General features: G+C 70.9%; 17 protein-coding genes. 9 read left to right on the top strand and 8 right to left on the bottom strand.

Going from position 1 to position 16,422, the window contains the following annotated elements; all coding sequences use genetic code 11:
* The first annotated feature begins 111 nt into the window (after positions 1-111).
* Positions 112-756: a GNAT family N-acetyltransferase gene (locus KIK05_RS15905; protein WP_214411477.1), complete on the top strand. Its 645-nt coding sequence runs from the start codon at positions 112-114 to the stop codon at positions 754-756.
* A 195-nt stretch (positions 757-951) separates the two neighbouring features.
* On the opposite strand, the gene KIK05_RS15900 is transcribed toward KIK05_RS15905, so the two are convergent.
* Positions 952-1,431 carry a hypothetical protein gene (locus KIK05_RS15900; protein WP_214411476.1) on the bottom strand — a complete coding sequence of 160 codons (480 nt, stop codon included), beginning with the start codon at positions 1,429-1,431 and terminating at the stop codon, positions 952-954.
* A gap of 277 nt (positions 1,432-1,708) precedes the next feature.
* On the opposite strand from KIK05_RS15900, the gene KIK05_RS15895 reads away from it, so the two are divergent.
* From KIK05_RS15895 to KIK05_RS15885, 3 genes are all read left to right on the top strand, one after another.
* Positions 1,709-2,389 (top strand): DUF4097 family beta strand repeat-containing protein, encoded by a 681-nt coding sequence (locus KIK05_RS15895; protein ID WP_250562900.1) that lies wholly within the window; start codon positions 1,709-1,711, stop codon positions 2,387-2,389.
* A 521-nt stretch (positions 2,390-2,910) separates the two neighbouring features.
* Positions 2,911-5,934, top strand: a complete 3,024-nt coding sequence (locus tag KIK05_RS15890; protein ID WP_214411474.1) for an AfsR/SARP family transcriptional regulator — start codon at positions 2,911-2,913, stop codon at positions 5,932-5,934.
* Between the two features lie 448 nt (positions 5,935-6,382).
* Positions 6,383-6,697, top strand: a complete 315-nt coding sequence (locus KIK05_RS15885) for a hypothetical protein (protein WP_214411473.1) — start codon at positions 6,383-6,385, stop codon at positions 6,695-6,697.
* 9 nt (positions 6,698-6,706) lie between these two features.
* Here KIK05_RS15885 and KIK05_RS15880 read toward each other — a convergent pair whose 3' ends face one another.
* From KIK05_RS15880 to KIK05_RS15870, 3 genes are all read right to left on the bottom strand, one after another.
* Entirely contained in the window at positions 6,707-7,558 is an 852-nt protein-coding gene (locus KIK05_RS15880; RefSeq protein WP_214411472.1) for an LLM class flavin-dependent oxidoreductase, read from the bottom strand.
* Positions 7,559-7,924: 366 nt separating this feature from the next.
* Positions 7,925-8,515 carry a TetR/AcrR family transcriptional regulator gene (locus tag KIK05_RS15875; RefSeq protein ID WP_214411471.1) on the bottom strand — a complete coding sequence of 197 codons (591 nt, stop codon included), beginning with the start codon at positions 8,513-8,515 and terminating at the stop codon, positions 7,925-7,927.
* A 57-nt stretch (positions 8,516-8,572) separates the two neighbouring features.
* Positions 8,573-9,085, bottom strand: a complete 513-nt coding sequence (locus KIK05_RS15870) for a GNAT family N-acetyltransferase (protein WP_214411470.1) — start codon at positions 9,083-9,085, stop codon at positions 8,573-8,575.
* 87 nt (positions 9,086-9,172) lie between these two features.
* Between KIK05_RS15870 and KIK05_RS15865 the strand changes: the two genes are divergently transcribed.
* Positions 9,173-9,655, top strand: coding sequence for a winged helix-turn-helix transcriptional regulator (locus KIK05_RS15865; RefSeq protein ID WP_214411469.1), 483 nt, complete (start codon positions 9,173-9,175; stop codon positions 9,653-9,655).
* A gap of 7 nt (positions 9,656-9,662) precedes the next feature.
* On the opposite strand, the gene KIK05_RS15860 is transcribed toward KIK05_RS15865, so the two are convergent.
* On the bottom strand, positions 9,663-10,313 hold the full coding sequence (locus KIK05_RS15860) for a VC0807 family protein (protein WP_214411468.1): 651 nt from the start codon (positions 10,311-10,313) through the stop codon (positions 9,663-9,665).
* 193 nt (positions 10,314-10,506) lie between these two features.
* On the opposite strand from KIK05_RS15860, the gene KIK05_RS15855 reads away from it, so the two are divergent.
* From KIK05_RS15855 to KIK05_RS15845, 3 genes are all read left to right on the top strand, one after another.
* Complete coding sequence (locus KIK05_RS15855) at positions 10,507-11,304, top strand: SURF1 family cytochrome oxidase biogenesis protein (protein WP_214411467.1); 798 nt, start codon at positions 10,507-10,509, stop codon at positions 11,302-11,304.
* 60 nt (positions 11,305-11,364) lie between these two features.
* Complete coding sequence (locus KIK05_RS15850; RefSeq protein ID WP_308249940.1) at positions 11,365-11,943, top strand: putative glycolipid-binding domain-containing protein; 579 nt, start codon at positions 11,365-11,367, stop codon at positions 11,941-11,943.
* A gap of 195 nt (positions 11,944-12,138) precedes the next feature.
* The gene (locus KIK05_RS15845; protein ID WP_308249939.1) at positions 12,139-13,275 is read left to right on the top strand and encodes an amidohydrolase family protein; all 1,137 of its coding nucleotides are present in this window, start codon (positions 12,139-12,141) and stop codon (positions 13,273-13,275) included.
* Between the two features lie 41 nt (positions 13,276-13,316).
* On the opposite strand, the gene KIK05_RS15840 is transcribed toward KIK05_RS15845, so the two are convergent.
* The 3 genes from KIK05_RS15840 to KIK05_RS15830 form a co-directional block, all read right to left on the bottom strand.
* Positions 13,317-13,655, bottom strand: coding sequence for a YkvA family protein (locus KIK05_RS15840; protein WP_214411465.1), 339 nt, complete (start codon positions 13,653-13,655; stop codon positions 13,317-13,319).
* A 131-nt stretch (positions 13,656-13,786) separates the two neighbouring features.
* Positions 13,787-14,746, bottom strand: a complete 960-nt coding sequence (locus KIK05_RS15835; protein WP_308249938.1) for an LLM class F420-dependent oxidoreductase — start codon at positions 14,744-14,746, stop codon at positions 13,787-13,789.
* 84 nt (positions 14,747-14,830) lie between these two features.
* Positions 14,831-15,505: a TetR/AcrR family transcriptional regulator gene (locus tag KIK05_RS15830; protein WP_308249937.1), complete on the bottom strand. Its 675-nt coding sequence runs from the start codon at positions 15,503-15,505 to the stop codon at positions 14,831-14,833.
* A gap of 213 nt (positions 15,506-15,718) precedes the next feature.
* Between KIK05_RS15830 and KIK05_RS15825 the strand changes: the two genes are divergently transcribed.
* A complete protein-coding gene (locus KIK05_RS15825; RefSeq protein WP_214411463.1) occupies positions 15,719-16,366 on the top strand; it encodes a hypothetical protein in 648 nt (215 codons plus the stop codon).
* Positions 16,367-16,422: the final 56 nt, after the last annotated feature.

The raw sequence follows: 16,422 nt of genomic DNA, 5'->3' as shown, positions 1-16,422 counted from the left end.
AGGCCTCTGACCTGGTACTTTACCCTTCTCCTCGTTGTCCGCCGCGAGGGCTACCAAGATGTTCAGCGCGATTTGGTGCAGGGTCTCCCAAGGAGCCCTCATCATGTGCTCATGCCCGCTTTTGTCACCCTGTCCGGGCGCTCCGTGCGCCTGGAACCACTCAGCCTCGCGGTGGTCGACGACCTGGTCGCCGCGGCGAGTGAAGACCGCTCCACCTACGCCTTCACTCGGGTTCCCGATGGCCGGGAAGAGATGACCTCGTACGTCGAGGCGGCTCTGGCTGAGCAGGCGGAGGGCCGCACGTTGCCCTTCGCCATCCGGTGGCTGCACACCGACAGAATCGTCGGTGCCACCCGTCTGATGCACCTGGAGTACTGGCAGGGCCCCCTGCCGTGGCCTCCGGGCACGCGGGGCGTGGTGGGAGAGGTCCCGTCCGTGGCGGACATCGGTTACACCTGGCTGGCCGCATCGGCCCAGGGCACCAGCGTGAACCGTGAGAGCAAGTACCTCATGCTCTCTCTCGCCTTCGAGACCTGGCAGGTCCACCGCATCACCCTCAAGGCTGACGTACGCAACCTACGTTCCCGGGCCGCCATCGAGGCCCTCGGCGCACGCCTGGACGGCGTGCGGCGGGCGGACAGTCGAGGCGCCGACGATACGGTCCGAGATACGGCGTACTACTCCATCCTGGCCTGCGAATGGCCGGAGGTCCGAGAACGGATGCACGCGAGGCTCGGCCTCGTGTCAGCCGCGTGAGGTCCCCGATCCTTCGATGAGTCATGGAACAGACGGCCCGCCCGGCAGCCTTCACGGCCGCCGGGCGGGCTGTGTGTTTTCCCCGTGTCCTCCGCTTCCCCGCGTTCACCGCTCCCCCGAAGCGGTTTCCCCTTCACCGGCTCACCGACCCGCTCCCTCCCCAGAGCGGCCCCCCGCCGTCCGGTGGCGTGAGGTTCACTCGTCGCCGTCGGCCTCGTAGATGTAGTCCCAGCGGCCGCAGTACTTCTTGACGCCGTGGTAGTTGTCCCAGTAGCAGGTCCGGACCTGGACGTTGTCGACGTCGTCCTCGGAGAAGTGGAAGTAGCGGTAGCCGCTGGAGCCGCACTTCTTGGCCCAGTAGGTCGACTCGTCGCCGTCGGCGTTCTCGAACTTCACCTGAACGTAGCCGCACAGCCAGTTCGGTGAGTACTTGTCGTACAGCTTGCCGTCGACGTGGATGCGGCCGGAGCCGTCCTCCCAGACCTGGCCGCGGGCCTTGGCGCGGGAGCCGTCGTAGTACTTGCTGTAGTCGTATCCCCAGTAATCGCCCTCGAGCGACACCTTGTGGGACGTCTTCGCGGTCGAGGCGAAGGCGGGAGCGCTCACCGTGAGGGCGGTGGAGGCGGCTGCGGTCACGGCGGCGATGCCGAGCAGAGTGCGGACAGAACGGCGCATTTCGATCTCCTACCTGAGGGGCTTCCCGGTTCTACCTCCGGGTTTGTGCCTTTAGTGAAGACCGGGCCGATTGCAGGCGACTTACAGCAGGCTTGCCGTATCCACGGGGTCACTTGCAGATGCATTGACGAGTGCGCGGCCTGGACGCCGAGGAGTTTCTCCGCACGGCCGAGACGGCGCGGGGACCGGATGGTCGGGAAGCCCTCAGGGGACGTCGGGGGGTATACCCTACTGCGCCACGCCAAGAGGGCAGTGCATGATCTTCCATGTGAAGAAGATGGTGATGGTGGGTGCCCTGCTGGCCGCTGCGGCATTGTCGGCCGGTTGCCGGTTGGAGAACATCGTACCGGCGGCTCACCGGACGACCCTCGGTTACGAGGTGAAGGAGAAGGTGGCCAGGCTGGTCCTGGTGGGCGACGCGGGTGACATCGTGGTCAGTGAGGCGGACGGCAGCGCGGTCAAGGTGACCGAGACCCTCCGCTGGTCCTCGGACAAGCCCACCACCGAGCACAAGGTGCAGAGCGACGCCCTGGTGATGAGGTACGACTGCCCGCACGCCTTGGACAACTGCTCGGTCGACTACACCGTCGAGGTGCCCGAAGGCCTGCGGGTGGAGGTGGAATCAGATTCCGGTGACATCCATCTGAGAGCGCTGGGCAATCCGATCAAGGCAAAGGTAGGTTCCGGTGACCTGGAAGGCATTGGGCTGACGGGCCCGGAGATCAAGGTCGAGGCCGGCTCGGGCGACGCCACGCTGGGGTACGCCGCCGTCCCCGACGACATCGACCTGAAGGTCGGCTCGGGAGACGCGAAGATCACCCTTCCCGGAGGACCGTACAACGTGGACGCCGAGGCGGGCTCGGGCGATGTGACGGTCTCGGTGAAGACCGACCGGAACTCACCGCACAAGATCGTGGCCCGCGCCGACTCCGGCGACATCGATTTCCTGCCCGCCTGATCATTTTTGAATACCACCCGTGCGATCGCCGCACCCGGCTGATCACCGAAACATCGATGAGCCCCCCACCAGCGCTTCCTCGTGGGGGGCTCCGCCGTGCCGGACCGTGCCGGCCTCTCGCCATGAGGACCGTGGTCAGGACCCCATGTGCGCGCTCGTGATCTCGATTCCGGCGCGTCGCGGTTCTCCTGAATGAGGGTTTCCCCGCATTTCCGGCTGTCCCGCGCATATGTCCAAGTGGTAGGGCCGACCGCCCGCGGGTTACCCGAGTCGACCGCCCCCGCCGGGTCCTGATCTTCGAAAGCGAAAGGCCGGGACCCGGCGCGGATGGCGGTCGCCGTCCGCGGCCGCCCCCGCGCGGGCCACGTTCGACTGGCATCAGCATGCGCTTCACCGTTCAACGCCAGATCAACACCGAATCAATGCGAAGGATTACCGGAAAGGCGACCGCATAGGGCGGAAAGCATCGGGGGAACTAGTATTTGCACGGTCAAACTTGCTAAAGGGTGGGGAAATCCAAAATGGCTGGTCAGGAGGGTGAGGCTGGCCTGCGTTTCGCCGTGCTCGGGCCGGTCCAGGCGTGGCTGGACGGCCGTGAGCTGGAGCTCGGCACGCCGCTGCAACGATCCATCCTCGCCATGCTCCTCCTCCGGGAGGGTCGCGCGGTGTCACCCGTGGAGATGATCGACGCCGTGTGGGGTGAGGAGGCCCCGCCCCGTGCCCTCGGCGCGCTGCGCACGTACGTGTCCAGGCTGCGCGCCGTCCTCGAGCCCGACCGCTCCCCCCGCTCGCGTCCGGAGCTGCTCACCTCGGTCGGGCGGGGCTACGCCCTGCGCCTGCCGCCCGGCGCCCTCGACCTCACCGCCTTCGAGCACCGCGTCACCTCCGCCGAGGCCGAGCGCAGGGCCGGCGACCTCGCGGGCGCCGCCGAGATCGTCCGCGCGGCCCTCGCGCTGTGGTCGGGCGAGCCGCTCGCCGGCGCCGTCGGGCCGTACGTCGACAGCCAGCGCGGCCGGCTGGCCGAGCGCCGCCTCGGCGTCGTCGAAACCCTCATGGACCTCGACCTGCGCCTCGGCCGGCACGCCGAGGTGATCCCCGAACTGATCGCGCTGACGGCCGAGCATCCGCTGCGGGAGCGCCTGCGCGGCCAGCTCATGCTCGCCTACTACCGCTGCGCCAGGCAGGCGGAGGCGCTGGCGGTGTTCACCGACACCCGTCGCGCGCTGGTCGACGAGCTCGGCATCGACCCGGGCCACGAGCTGACCGCCCTCCACCGGCGCATCCTCGCCGCCGACCCGGAGCTCGCCTGGACGCCCGTGGAGCCGGTCCGGCTCGCGCCCGCCCGGACCCCCGGGGCCGACGCGGGCGCCTCGGAGGCATCGCCCGGCGCCGAGGACGCCGAGCCGGAGCCGCCGCACGAGATGCCCCGGCCCGCGCAGCTCCCCGCCGCGGTGAGCGACTTCACCGGGCGCCGCGAGGTCGTCAACCGGCTCCGCGTCCTGCTGACCGGCGCGGGCGCGGGCGAAGGCATCCCGGTGGCGGCGGTGTCGGGCATCGGCGGAGTCGGCAAGACCGCCCTCGCCGTACACGTGGCCCACTCGATGCAGGAGGTGTTCCCCGACGGCCAGCTGTACGCCGACCTGCGCGGATACGGCGAGGAGCCGGTGGCCCCGGAGTCGGTGCTGGCGGCGTTCCTGCGCGCCCTCGGCACCCCGGTCGACATCATCCCCGACGGCCTCCACGAGCGGGCCGCGCTGTTCCGCTCGCTGCTCGCCGACCGGCGCATGCTGGTCCTGCTCGACAACGCCCGCGACACCGAGCAGGTGGAGCACCTGCTGCCCGGCACGGCGGGCTGCGCGGCCATAATCACCAGCCGGGTGAAACTCGCCGACCTGCCGTCGGCCAGGCTGCTCGACCTGGAGGTCATGGAGCCCGAGGAGGCCCTCGGCCTGTTCAGGGCGGTCGCCGGGCCCGAGCGGGTCGCGGTGGAGCGGGCCGCGGCCATGGACGTCGTGGCGAGCTGCGGGTTCCTGCCGCTGGCCGTCCGCATCGTGGCGGCGAGGCTCGCGGCCAGGCCCTCGTGGACGGTCGCCTCGCTGGTGCCGCGCCTGGCCGACGAACGGCACCGGCTGGACGAGATGCGCATCGGCCACCTGGCCGTGGAGGCCACCTTCTCGCTCGGCTACGGCCACCTCGATCCCGGGCAGGCCAGGACGTTCCGGCTGCTCTCACTGCCGAACGGTCCTGACATCTCCGTACAGGCCGCCGCGGCGGTCCTCACGCTCGACCCGGTCACCACGGAGGACATGCTGGAGTCGCTGGTCGACGTGAGCCTGCTGGAGGCGCCCGCGCCCGGCCGTTACCGCTTCCACGACCTGGTGAGGCTGTTCGCCCGCAGGCAGGCGGAGGCCGAGGAGTCGCCGGGAACCGGTGCGATCGTCCTGCGCAGGATCCTCGGCCACTACCTCGCCTCGGCGCGGGCCGCGCACCGCCTGGCCTACGAGGGCAGCGTGATCTCCGACCACCTGGTGTCCACCGGGGCCGCCGGCCGGAGCTTCACCACCGCCGACGAGGCCGTGGCGTGGCTCACCGTCGAGGCCGAGACCCTGTTCGCCGCGATCGCGCAGGCGGCCGAGTCCGGCCCGGACATCCTGCTGCCCGCCGCCGACCTGCTTCTCGCCATGGAGCCGCTGCTGGAGTCGGGGGCCTACCTCAGGGAGTTCGACGGGCGCGCGAACGCCGTGCTCGCCGCCGCCCGGGCCGCCGGCGACCAGGCGAGCGAGCTGCGCTGCCGCTATGTACTCGGGCGGGTGCGGTTCGGCGGCAACCGGCTCGGCGACGCCGACGAGCAGTTCCGCGCCGCGCTGGACCTCGCGACCGCGACCGGCGACAGCATCGTCACCGGCGAGATCTACAACGCGCTCGCGGTCGTGGCCGGGCGGCAGCGCCGCCACAAGGACGCGCTGGCCTGGTTCGACGCCGCTTTGGAGGCGTTCCGCGAGAGCGGGGCGGTGGCGGGCGAGGCCCTGGTCGCGAGCTACTCCGCGCGCGACCATCTGGGCCTCGGTCACCCCGAGGACGCCATCGCCGCCGCCGAGCGCGGGCTGGCGATCTTCACCGAGCTGGGCAGCGGGGCCGGCATGGCGCGGGCCCGCTACCACCTCGGCATCGTGCTGTCGCGGGTCGGCAGGCTCACCGAGGCGGTCGTCCACCACGCCGAGTGCCTCGACTTCTTCCGGGCGAGCAAGCAGAAGGTCTGGGAGCAGCGCGTCTGCTGCAGGCTGGCCGAGACCTTCATCGCCGCCGACCGCCACAAGGACGCCGTACGGCACGCCGAGCAGGCGCTGACGATCAGCAGGGACATCGGGCACCCGTACGGCGAGGCGCTGTCGCTCACCGTGCTAGGCCGGGCCCTCGCCGGCCTCGGCAGCGTCAGGCGCAGCGGCGACTGCCTGCGGCGGGCCCTCGACATCTTCACCCGGCTCGGCTCCCCCGAGGCCGGCGACCTTCGCGCCCTTCTGCACCTCGACCAGGTCGGCGATTAGGTGGCGCACCCCGTCCCAGGGATCGTCGTCGAGTCGGGTCATCCACACATGATTGATCAACTCGAGGTTCATCCTGCCGGGTCCGGGCTCTCGCCGGGGGGTCGCGAGAGCTTGCGGGGTTCGTCGCCGTCCAAGGTCCCGGCCGGCCGTCTGCCGCCGCTCGGCACCGGGGGCCCGGCGTTCACCGGAAGGTGCCTGGCGGCGACCGGCCGCCTTGCGAACGACGACCGGCCGGGCGTGACACGGACCTCGAACCCCCCAAGCTCCGTGCCCACGCCCCAAGGCTCCCGCGATGCGTTCAATGTCGGATCAATGAATGATCAAAACGGCTGGACGGAGGCACCTGGGGCACCGGGCAGGTAAGCCGTTCGCAAGTCGCGTTCAACCGGGCAGCGGTACGACTGAGGTGTAAGACGCCCGCACCAGTCGTTTCGAGGAGCGGATCCGGATGTTGATACCGTGCTTCGCCTGTGATTCCAGGTTCCGGCCTGACGAATATTTCCTCGCCTGCCACGACTACAACCGCGGCATGGACCTCGTCGCGTGGACCTGCCCGCGCTGCGGGAACCGCGACGACCTGCGGGTGATGCCGGGCGCCATCGGCTTCGGCTACCCCCGGCGGGGCCGCTTCGACATCCACGATCGCCTTCAGGTGCCCGGCCTGCGCCGCCACCGGCAGGACCTCCGCCTCGACATCTCCCTCGACCAGGAGGTCTGGCGCGTCCCCACGCGCACCCGCGGCCTCGCCCACGCGACGCGATAGCCGTGCCGGTCAGCCCAGCGCGTCCGCGATGCGGTCCACCTGGCCGACGTCCGTCGCCCAGCAGTAGAGCATCACCTCGTCGGCCCCGACCTCCTCGAACCCCCGGACCGCCCGCCGTACGTCCTGCGGCGTCGTGAGCATGTGCTCCACGACCTGGTCGGCGTACCCGGCCCAGTCGTAGTACACGCGGACGGCACGGCGAGCGTCGTCCACGACCGGCGGCGGGCCGAGCGCGGCGTTGGCCTGCGCGACCAGACGGGGACGGCCGTCGCGTCCGGCGAGCCGCCACGACTCCTCGACCAGCCGGAACATCCGTCCCATCTCCTCGGGCCCGTACATCGCGCCGAGGAAACCGTCGCCCAGGCGCGCGACGCGGTCGGCCGTGGCGCGGACGAAACCGCCGAACAGCACCTCCGGGCCGTGCGGGCGGGCCGGGGCGGGCCCGATGGCCCCGACGCCCTCGCCCGGTGGCTCTCCCGACCAGATACGGCGCACGGTCCTCATCTGCTCGTCCAGAAGCCGGCCTCGCCCCCGGTACTCCACGTCCACGGCGCGGAAGTCGTCCTCGCGGGGACCGGCGCCGATGCCGAGGGTGAAGCGCCCGCCGGAGATCCGGTCGAGAGTGGCGGCCTGCTTGGCGAGAAGGGCGGCCGGGCGCAGCACCGCGATCAGCACCTCGGTCATCAGCCGGATGCGCGAGGTCGCGCCGGCGAGGGCCGCCAGCGTCACCAGCGGCTCGGGATTGTGATGGACGACCCGGTCGAGCAGGCCGAGGGTCGTGAACGGACCGCTCTCGGCGCGGCGCGCCCAGGTGATCAACGAGGGAGGATCGTCGATCGGCAGACCGAGACCTACGTTCACGGCGGTGCCCCCCGTCGCGGCGTTCCACACCAAGGGGGATGTGCCCACCGTACGATCACGGCGGCGACCGCCTGGGGCGACTCGCCGTGTTCGATGGCCTCGCTGTGTTCACGGCCTCGCTGTGTTCATGGCCTCGCTCCGCTCGGCGGGCGAGGGGCGCTCCTTGAGGCGGCGGGCTTCGTCGTCGTACGGGCTCGTTCCGTGCTTTCTTGCCTCGCCTTCGCTCGGCGGGCTCGGGGCCTCCTTGAGGCGGCGGCTTTCGTCGTCGTCCGGGCTCGTTCCTCGCCCTACCTCCTCCTCAAGCCACCGCCGGCCCCGAGCCGGGCCCTCCCTCCTCCTCAGACCACCGCCGCGCCCCTCGCGGGCTCAGGTGAGGCGGAGGCTGTGCCAGGCGGCCTCGCAGAGGGCCTTGATCTCTTCTTCGGTGGGCTGGTGGGCGCCGGAGAACCACAGCCGGCACATCTCGGTCGCCGGCCCCAGCCACAGCACGTAGCACATGGTGGGGTGGACGGGCCGCAGCACGCCTTCCTTCATGTGGGGCCGCCACCAGTCGGACACCTGGCGGAAGAACGTCCGCCGGGACTCGGCGACCTCGGGGCCACCGGGCTCCTCACGCCGGGGCGGCCGCTCGCTGAGCAGGATGCGGGCCCGCTCGGGGTGCTCGCCGCACCAGGCCATGTGCATCGCGACGATCGCCTCGATGCCGCCCTTGGCGGTCTCGTGCCGGAACAACTCCTCGAGGAAGGCCTGCTGGTACATGTTCTGGATCTCGGAGTAGAGCACTCCGAAGACGTGTTCCTTGCTGGCGAAGTGGTGGTAGAAGCTGCCGACGCTCACGCCGCTCTCCTCGCGCAGGCTGGCGAGGGTGGTGGCGGAGACCCCGTCCTGGCTGAAACGGCGCAGGGCGCCCTCGATGATGCGGGTGCGGCCGTCGCGTCCGTTCTTCGCGCTCTTCACAAAGTCAATGGTCGCTCAACAGAACCTTGTTCTGCAAACCCCGGCGGTCCATCAATCCTAGCGGCCGATGCGGCAGCGGACCTCTACCGTGCCCGACTGGACACGGACCTCGGCCTCGGGCCACCAGCGCCCGATGATGGAGAGGACTTTGCGGTTCTCGCCCATCACGTCCATCTGGACGAACTCCGCCCCTCGCCCCGCGGCCCGCCCCAGCAGCGTCCACACGAGGCGGCCGCCCAGCCCGAGCCCCTGCCATCCGTCGGCGACCACCACGGCGATCTCCGTGACATCACCCCTCAGGAAGCCCATGACGTGCCCGACGACGTGGCCGCGGTCGTCGAGGGCCAGCAGGATGTCGCGGCTGTCGTCCACGGTCACCAGGGTGCGGGCCAGGCGGGCGTCCGGCCGGGTCAGTCCGGTGAAGAAGCGGAGCACCCTGCTCCTCTGCGAGAGCCCTTCGACGAACGCCGTCACCCCCGCCTGGTCGTCCGGCCGGGCGGGCCGGACCTCGACGGTGGGGCCGCTCGGGCTGGGCAGGGCCTCGGGCTCCACCGTCTGGGTTCCATGCATGAACTCAGCCTCACGTAGCCCACCTGAGTCTGTCAACTAGACTCAGTAGCGTTGGAGGGAGAGAAACACGCCGCCTACCATGCCTGCATGAGAGCGCCGACCCCGTTCCGTGTGGACAACTGCTCCATCGAGCGCACGCTCGCGATCCTCGGCGAGAAGTGGACCTTGCTCGTGCTCCGCGAGGCCTTCAACGGGGTGCGCAGGTTCGCCGACATGCAGGCCGGCACCAGGGCGCCCCGGCAGGTGCTCAGCGCCAGGCTGGCCAAGCTGGTCGACGAAGGGCTGCTGCGCAAGGTGCCCTACCGGGAGCCGGGCAGCCGGCGACGCCACGAGTACCGCCTCACCCAGAAGGGGCTCGACCTCTACCCGATCATGGTCAGCCTGATGCACTGGGGAGATCACTACATGGCCGATCCCGAAGGAGCGCCGGTGGTGCTCACCCACCGCGAGTGCGGCTCGCCCATCGAACTGCACCTTCGCTGCCGGCAGGGCCACGAGGTGGCCTCACCCCGCGAGGTCACCCCGAAGCCCGGCCCGGGAGCCCGGCTGGCGGCCGGCGGCGCGGCCTGACCCCGGCTCAGGCCTTCTGCACCGCTCGCAGCACCCGCTTGAAGGCCAGCAGGGAGGCCCCGGCGGCCAGCACCATCAGCACGGCCACCGCCGACGTCCTCACGATCAGATACGTCTCGATCGACTCGCTGAACAGCAGCCAGAGGCTGAGCGACCCGTTGACGAACTGGACCGTTCCCCACAGCAGCGACAGGTGCACGAAGAACCTGCGCATCCGCGGGTGGTGGACCAGGTGGTCGGGCAGCGGCACGAGGTCGGTGGTGACCCGCTGGATGAGCGGCCGCGGCGCGGCGGCGGTGGTCAGGAAGGCCAGGCTCGCGCAGAACACCCCGAGGGTCGGCTGGAGGAAGTAGAGCACCACGTCGCCGGTGACCAGCGCGAGCGCGGCGCGCACCGTGATCGCGAGCATGGCGAGGAGCACCGTGCCGGGCACCGCCTGCCGCCGGACCAGCCGCAGGGCCACCCCGCCGTACACCCAGCCGACCGCCATCACCAGCCCGCCGTTGAGCCCCGCGACGAGCAGCCCGGCGTAGAAGACGGCCACGGGCAGGATCATGCCTTCGAGCACGCGTGGCACGGCATGCCTGATCAGGACGGAGATCTTCGGCAGGACGTGGGGCTGGGCGGCGGGCGGCAACGCGAGAGCGGGCGCGGTCATGTTCGAGAGGGCTCCTACAGTGCCGGAGACGAACCCCAATGACCGTACGACATACCCCCGCCCTCCGCGAGCGGTTCCACGAGATCATGATCACCCGATGGCGGGGGCTTCACCCGCGCCACGCACACGCCCGGCCGCCGCTCCTCCCCAGGTCGGGTGACGGACCGGTCACCGCCTTGCCTACCCTGAAGTGGTGTACCGGTTCCTCCTGACGCCCCGGTGGCTGGCGTTCCACGCGCTGGTCCTGCTGCTCATCCCCGCGTTCTTCTTCCTGGGCAGGTGGCAGTTCGGGCGCTACGAGGAGCGGTCGGCGGCCAACAGCCTGGCGACGTCCAACCTCGCCGCCGCGCCGGTGCCCCTGACCGGCCTCGACCGGCCCGGCGCGAGTGTGCCCGACAAGCTCAGGTTCCGCGCGGTGACGGCCACCGGCCACTACGACGCCGCCCACGAGTTGGTCGTCCGGCGCCGCACCCAGAACAGCCGGCCGGGCTTCTACGTGCTCACCCCGCTGGTGACGGCCGACGGGAGCGCGGTGCTCGTCAACAGGGGCTGGGTGAAGATGGGGCCGACCGCCGACACCCCGCCCGAGGTGCCGCCGCCCTCCACGGGTGAGGTAACTGTGACGGGAAGGCTACGTCCGGCGGAGACCGAGGACAGCACCGGCATCACCGACCGCAGCGGCCTGCCCGCCCGGCAGGTGCTGCTGATCAACACCCCGAACATCGCCAAGACGATGCCGTACAAGCTGTTCGGCGGGTACGTCGAGCTGACCGGCCAGCAGCCGGCCGCCGCGGCCGCGCCCGAACCGGTCCCCGATCCCGACACAGGCGGGGGCGGCGGGCTCAACCTCGCCTACAGCGTCCAGTGGTGGCTGTTCATCGCCATCGCCATCGGCGGATGGTTCACGCTGATCCGGCGCGAGGCGCAGGACCGCAAGTCCGAGGGCGAGCGCGCGCCGCGGGCCGACGCCGTCCCCACTCCCGGCCGCTGAACCGCCGGCGTCCCGTCCGCGACTCCCCCACGACACCCCTTTGACGGAACCGGAGGCATCGTGACGTCGGTCGTCTGGGTGAAGGACCAGGGCGCGGAGTACGCGCAGGTGCGCCTCGGCGACGGCCTGCTCGCGGCCACCGGGGTCGCGGTCGGCGCCCGCCCCGTGCCGTACCGGCTCGAATACGAGCTCACGGCCGGCCCCCGGTACGTGACCCGGGCGCTGCGGGTCCGCGCACAGGGAGAGGGCTGGTCCCGCACCCTTGATCTGCGGCGGGACGCCGAGGGCCGCTGGTCGTGCTCGGCCGAGGCGGCCGGCTCGCTGGAGGGCCCGGACCCCGGCGGTGATGCGGCGGCGCTCGACGGGGCCCTCGACTGCGATCTCGGTCTGTCGCCTTTGACCAACACCATGCCCGTGCTGCGCCACGGGATGCTCACCGGAGGTCTCCCGACCGGCTTCGTGATGGCCTGGGTACGGGTGCCGTACCTCGCGGTGACCCGCCATCCGCAGCGCTACACCCCGCTGGAGCACGGCGTGGTGCGCTATGAGAGCGACGGATTCCAGGCGGATCTGTCGTTCGGACCCGACGGCCTGGTGACCCGGTATCCAGGGCTCGCGGAGCGGGTCGAGGGACCATGACTCCATTGTTGTCGGAATTGTCATGAGTTGAAGTGAGCCCTCTAACGCCGCCGGACGCCGCTCCGCGTGCGAACGGATACCAACCGGAGACCTCCCAGCTTGTCTCGTGTTATTCCTGCGGCATACGGTTTCCTCGTGAACACATCGCTGCCTCCTGACCCCGAGCCACGGCGGCGAGACTATGTGATCATTTCCGTGGACGATCACCTCATCGAACCGCCCGACATGTTCGAGGGCCGGCTCCCTGAGAAGTACGCCGAAGTCGCGCCGAAGGTCGTCGAGACCGATTCCGGCCACCAGGTGTGGCGCTACGGCGGCAGCACCTACTCCTGCGCCGGCATGGACGCCGGGGCCGGGCTCCCGCGCGAGCAGTGGACCCTCGACCCGGTGCGGTTCGAGGAGATGCGGCCCGGCTGCTACGACATCGAGGCCCGCATCAACGACATGGACATCGCGGGCATCTGGGCGGCGCTCAGCTTCCCCGGCATGCTCGGGGTGCAGTCGGGCATGGCCTTCGCCAAGACCCGCGACCAGGACCTCGGCCTCGCCCTCGTCCGCGCCTGGAACGACTGGCACTGCGACGTCTGGGCCGGCACCTACCCCGAGCGCATCATCGCCCTGCAGCTCCCGTGGCTGCCCGACCCCGAGGTCGCCGCCAAGGAGATCAGGGCCAACGCCGAGCGCGGCTTCAAGGCCGTGGTCTTCCCCGAGTTCCCCACCCGGCTGCGGCTGCCGTCCATCCACACCGGCCACTGGGACCCGTTCTTCGCCGCCTGCGAGGAGACCGGCACGGTCGTCTGCCTGCACACCGGGGCCTCGTCGTGGTCGCCGGTGCCCTCGCCGGACACCCCGATCGAGGCCATCACCACGATGATCCCGGCGAGCGCGATGTTCGCCTGCGCCGACTGGCTGTGGTCGGGCGTGCCGCTGCGGTTCCCCAAGCTGCGCATCCTCATCGTCGAGGGCGGCGTCGGCTGGCTGCCGATGCTCGCCGCGCGGGCCGACTACGCGCTCGACCACCCGGTGGCGGGCGAGGCCACCTGGGAGGGCGGTCTCAAGCCCAGCGAGGTGCTGCGCCGCAACTTCTACTTCGGCACCCTCGACGACTATGCCCTGTCCGGCGTGCGCCTCGCCGTGGGGCTGGAGCACGTGCTGCTCGAGAGCGGCTATCCCCGTTCGGAGTCGACCTGGCCCGACGTCCAGCAGGCGCTGGCCCGCAACCTCGGCAGCCTGCCGCCGGCCGACATCGCGAGGGTCGCCTACGGCAACGCCGCCCGCCTCTTCGGGCACCCGCTGCCGTCACGCGCCTGGCTGCTGCGCGAGGAGCTTTGACCCATTCGGGTTCCTGACCTCACACTGCGCGGCGGACAGGTCTAGATGATCTCTCCGTGCACGCGCCGGCGCTCCCAGTCGAGGTAGCGCCCGCTCTCGCCGAGCAGGGACGTCATGAGCCACAGGAAGACGCCGAAGTCGTCGGTCACACCGATGATCGGCAGGAAGTCGGGCACGATGTCGACGGGAGAGACGATGTAGAGGATGCCGAGGCCCATGAGGGCCAGCTTGCTCTTGCCCAGATCGTGGTAATCCCCGCGCAGGGCCCCGCCGATCATCCTCGGCAGTGCCTTGACCCGGGCCATCAGGCCCGGTGACCCCGGCCGGCTGATCTCCCGGTAGGCCCGGTAGGCCGAGGCCGCGCGTCCAGCCTTGCTCATGATGGCCACCTCCGTCCGCGCGGGCGCCGCCGCGCCCCTTCGCCCGGCGCCACTACCCTTCCGCGCACCCCGATAACGCCCGGGAGGTCCACGGGGTTCCTCCAGAGCCGGTCGGCCGTCCCAGGAGCCTCTCAGGGCGCGGTGGGGGCCAGCTCGCGGACGGCCTGGAGGACGGGGACGTCGCCGCCGGGGATCGGCGCCAGCACCGGCGTCGTGAGCCCGTTGCCGACGTACTCGCGGATGCGCGCCCGGCACGTCGCCGCGTCGCCGTGGACGACCAGATCGTCCACCACCTCGTCGGGCAGGGCCTTCAGCGCCGCCTGGCGGTCGCCCGCGGCCCACGCCTCCTGCATCGGGCGCAGCAGCTCGCCCCGGCCCAGCCACTCGTGGAAGGCCGCGTACGCCGGCACGGTGAGATACGCCGCCAGCATCCGCTTGGCCGCGGCGCGCACCCGGTCGGCGTCCTCGCTGACGCAGACGAACAGGCGGGCGATCAGCTCGGTCTCCTGCCCCAGCTCGGCCCGCACCGTGCGGACGTCCTGCGGGGAGAGCCAGTTGGTGATGGCGCCGTCGGCCTCCTCGGCCGCGAGGTGGAGCATCCGGGGGCGCAGCGCGGCCAGCACGATCTTCGGGGGCGTCCTGGGCGCGCGTTCGAGCCGGAACCCGGCGACCTCGAAGGTCTCGTACTTCTCGGTGACCTTCTCCCCGGCCAGGGCCTTCCTCAGGAACCGCAGCGTGTCACGGGTACGGGCGTACGGCTTGACGAACTCGCCGGCGTTCCACCGCTCGACGATCACCGGGGACGAGGCGCCGATGCCGAGCACGAAGCGTTCGGGGGCGAGGTCGGCGAGCGTGGCGGCCGACATGGCCAGCAGCGCCGGCCCCCGGGTCGAGACGGGGATGATCGCCGTACCGAGCCGGAGTCCCGGCGCCCAGTCGGACGCCAGGGCGAGCGGGACGAACCCGTCGTTCCCCCCGACCTCGGCGGACCAGGCGTCGGTGTACCCCAGGTCGGGAAGCTCGGCCACCAGGTCCTTGGACTCGGCCATGGTGAGATCGAAGAACGGAATGGTGATGCCCCAACGCTTCACTGTCCACCTCCAGTGCCCCGACCATACCAACCGGCCGGTATGTCGCGCACCGCCCATCCTCACGTCCCGGCGGCAGCGCGGCCGTCAGGCCCGGAGCTCCCGAACCGCCGTGATGAAGTCCTTGGTGACCCCGCGCAGGCCGGGCAGGTGCGACAGGCCCACGAGACGGTCGATCAGCGGCACCATGACCTCGATCAGGCGGTACGTGCGCTCGCAGCCCGGCGAGGTGTCGTGCACCCAGTAGAGCACCACGCCGAGCCACGAGAGCCACAGCAACTCGGGAAGCTCCTCGCGCAGCTCGGCGTCGATGCGGTCCTGCGAACCCTCCACGACCTCGCGGTAGATGCCGATCGCCGCCTCACGGGCCGGCGCCGACTCCCCGCTGAAAGGGCTCAGCGGGTTGCTGGGCTCGGAGGCGTGCTTGAAGAACTTCACGGCGAACTCGTGGTACGGATCGGAAACCCGGACCCAGGCCCGCAGCACCCCGCTCAGCCGCTCGGCGAACTTCCGCTCCGAGGCGAGCAGGTCGCGGCAGGCGGCCTCGTGCTCCGACTGCGCGCGATCGTAGTACGCCTGGACCAGCTGTTCCTTGGACGAGAAGTAGTAGTAGGCGTTGCCAACGGAGACCCCCGCCTCGGCGGCGATCGCCCGCATGGTCGTCGCCTCGTACCCCCGCTCCTTGAACAGCCGCAAAGCCGTCTCGACGATGACCTCTCGGGTCTTTTCTCCCCCACGCGCTCTTGGCGTCGATTCGACCACGTGGCAACTGTACGACCCGGAGCCCTTCAAGGTCACAGACGAACAGCATGGCAGCTATTTTCCCGCAAAAACACGCAGAGTAGTGGAGTCGCCACTTTCCGACGGTGGGATAGATCTTCGTGGCGGAGGGGCGCCCTGCGACAGAGGATCAATATGGGTTTGCGTCCACGCAGACGAGGACCCGCGTGGCTCGGTGCCTGCGCGTTGCTCGCCATGCAGATCACAGTGACGACACTGGCCGGAGCGGCGCACGCCGCCGCGGCCGCACCCGGCGGACCGGACGCCGGTCTCCCGCGCGCCCTGCGCGAACGGCCGAACCAGCCCGGGGCGCAGCGGCTCCGGAGGTACTCACCGGCCCAGGCGCTGCTCGCGGCGCCCGGGGCCGGGAAGCAGGCACGGCAGGCCGGCAGCGCCTTCCTGATCAGCCCTGCGCTCTGGCGACAGCACCTCCAGTACCGGGAGGTCAGGCTGTCGCACCGGCAGGCCGCCTGGCGGCTTCGGCAGGAGGGCCTGCGACGCCGCTCGTCGGGCCACTGCGCGAACCGCCACCGGCCCTCCTGCACGTCACTGGACTCGGTACGCCTCGGAACCCTGTGGGGCGTGGTGGACCTCAAGCGCCGCAGCGGCTGCCGCATCCTCGTGACCGGCGGAACCGAGGTGGGGCACGCCGGAGGACGCCGCAGCCACGGGCAGGGCTACAAGCTCGACGTCGCGCACAACCGGTGCGTCGACCGCTTCGTACGCGGCAGGAGCCCCGGCCGGGTACGCGGCGACGGCGCCCGGCTGTTCTACGAGAACCGTCCCGAGGGCAGGACGGTCTACGCCGACGAACCGAGCCACTGGGACATCACGTTCACCTGACCGCCGCCCCCTGGCAAGCGATCACCCCGGCCCGCGGGACGCGGGCCGGGGTGATC

The organism is Sphaerisporangium fuscum (assembly GCF_018531465.1).
GTDB classification, from domain to species: Bacteria; Actinomycetota; Actinomycetes; order Streptosporangiales; family Streptosporangiaceae; genus Sphaerisporangium; species Sphaerisporangium fuscum.
Note: the sequence above shows the minus strand (reverse complement) of the source record. Positions and strands in the feature narration are given on the sequence as shown.

Coding starts and splice junctions, on each gene's coding strand:
- KIK05_RS15905 (WP_214411477.1), top strand. CDS start 112: ATGCCCGCTTTTGTCACCCTGTCCGGGCGCTCCGTGCGCCTGGAACCA.
- KIK05_RS15900 (WP_214411476.1), bottom strand. CDS start 1,431: ATGCGCCGTTCTGTCCGCACTCTGCTCGGCATCGCCGCCGTGACCGCA.
- KIK05_RS15895 (WP_250562900.1), top strand. CDS start 1,709: ATGGTGATGGTGGGTGCCCTGCTGGCCGCTGCGGCATTGTCGGCCGGT.
- KIK05_RS15890 (WP_214411474.1), top strand. CDS start 2,911: ATGGCTGGTCAGGAGGGTGAGGCTGGCCTGCGTTTCGCCGTGCTCGGG.
- KIK05_RS15885 (WP_214411473.1), top strand. CDS start 6,383: ATGTTGATACCGTGCTTCGCCTGTGATTCCAGGTTCCGGCCTGACGAA.
- KIK05_RS15870 (WP_214411470.1), bottom strand. CDS start 9,085: ATGCATGGAACCCAGACGGTGGAGCCCGAGGCCCTGCCCAGCCCGAGC.
- KIK05_RS15865 (WP_214411469.1), top strand. CDS start 9,173: ATGAGAGCGCCGACCCCGTTCCGTGTGGACAACTGCTCCATCGAGCGC.
- KIK05_RS15860 (WP_214411468.1), bottom strand. CDS start 10,313: ATGACCGCGCCCGCTCTCGCGTTGCCGCCCGCCGCCCAGCCCCACGTC.
- KIK05_RS15840 (WP_214411465.1), bottom strand. CDS start 13,655: ATGAGCAAGGCTGGACGCGCGGCCTCGGCCTACCGGGCCTACCGGGAG.
- KIK05_RS15825 (WP_214411463.1), top strand. CDS start 15,719: ATGCAGATCACAGTGACGACACTGGCCGGAGCGGCGCACGCCGCCGCG.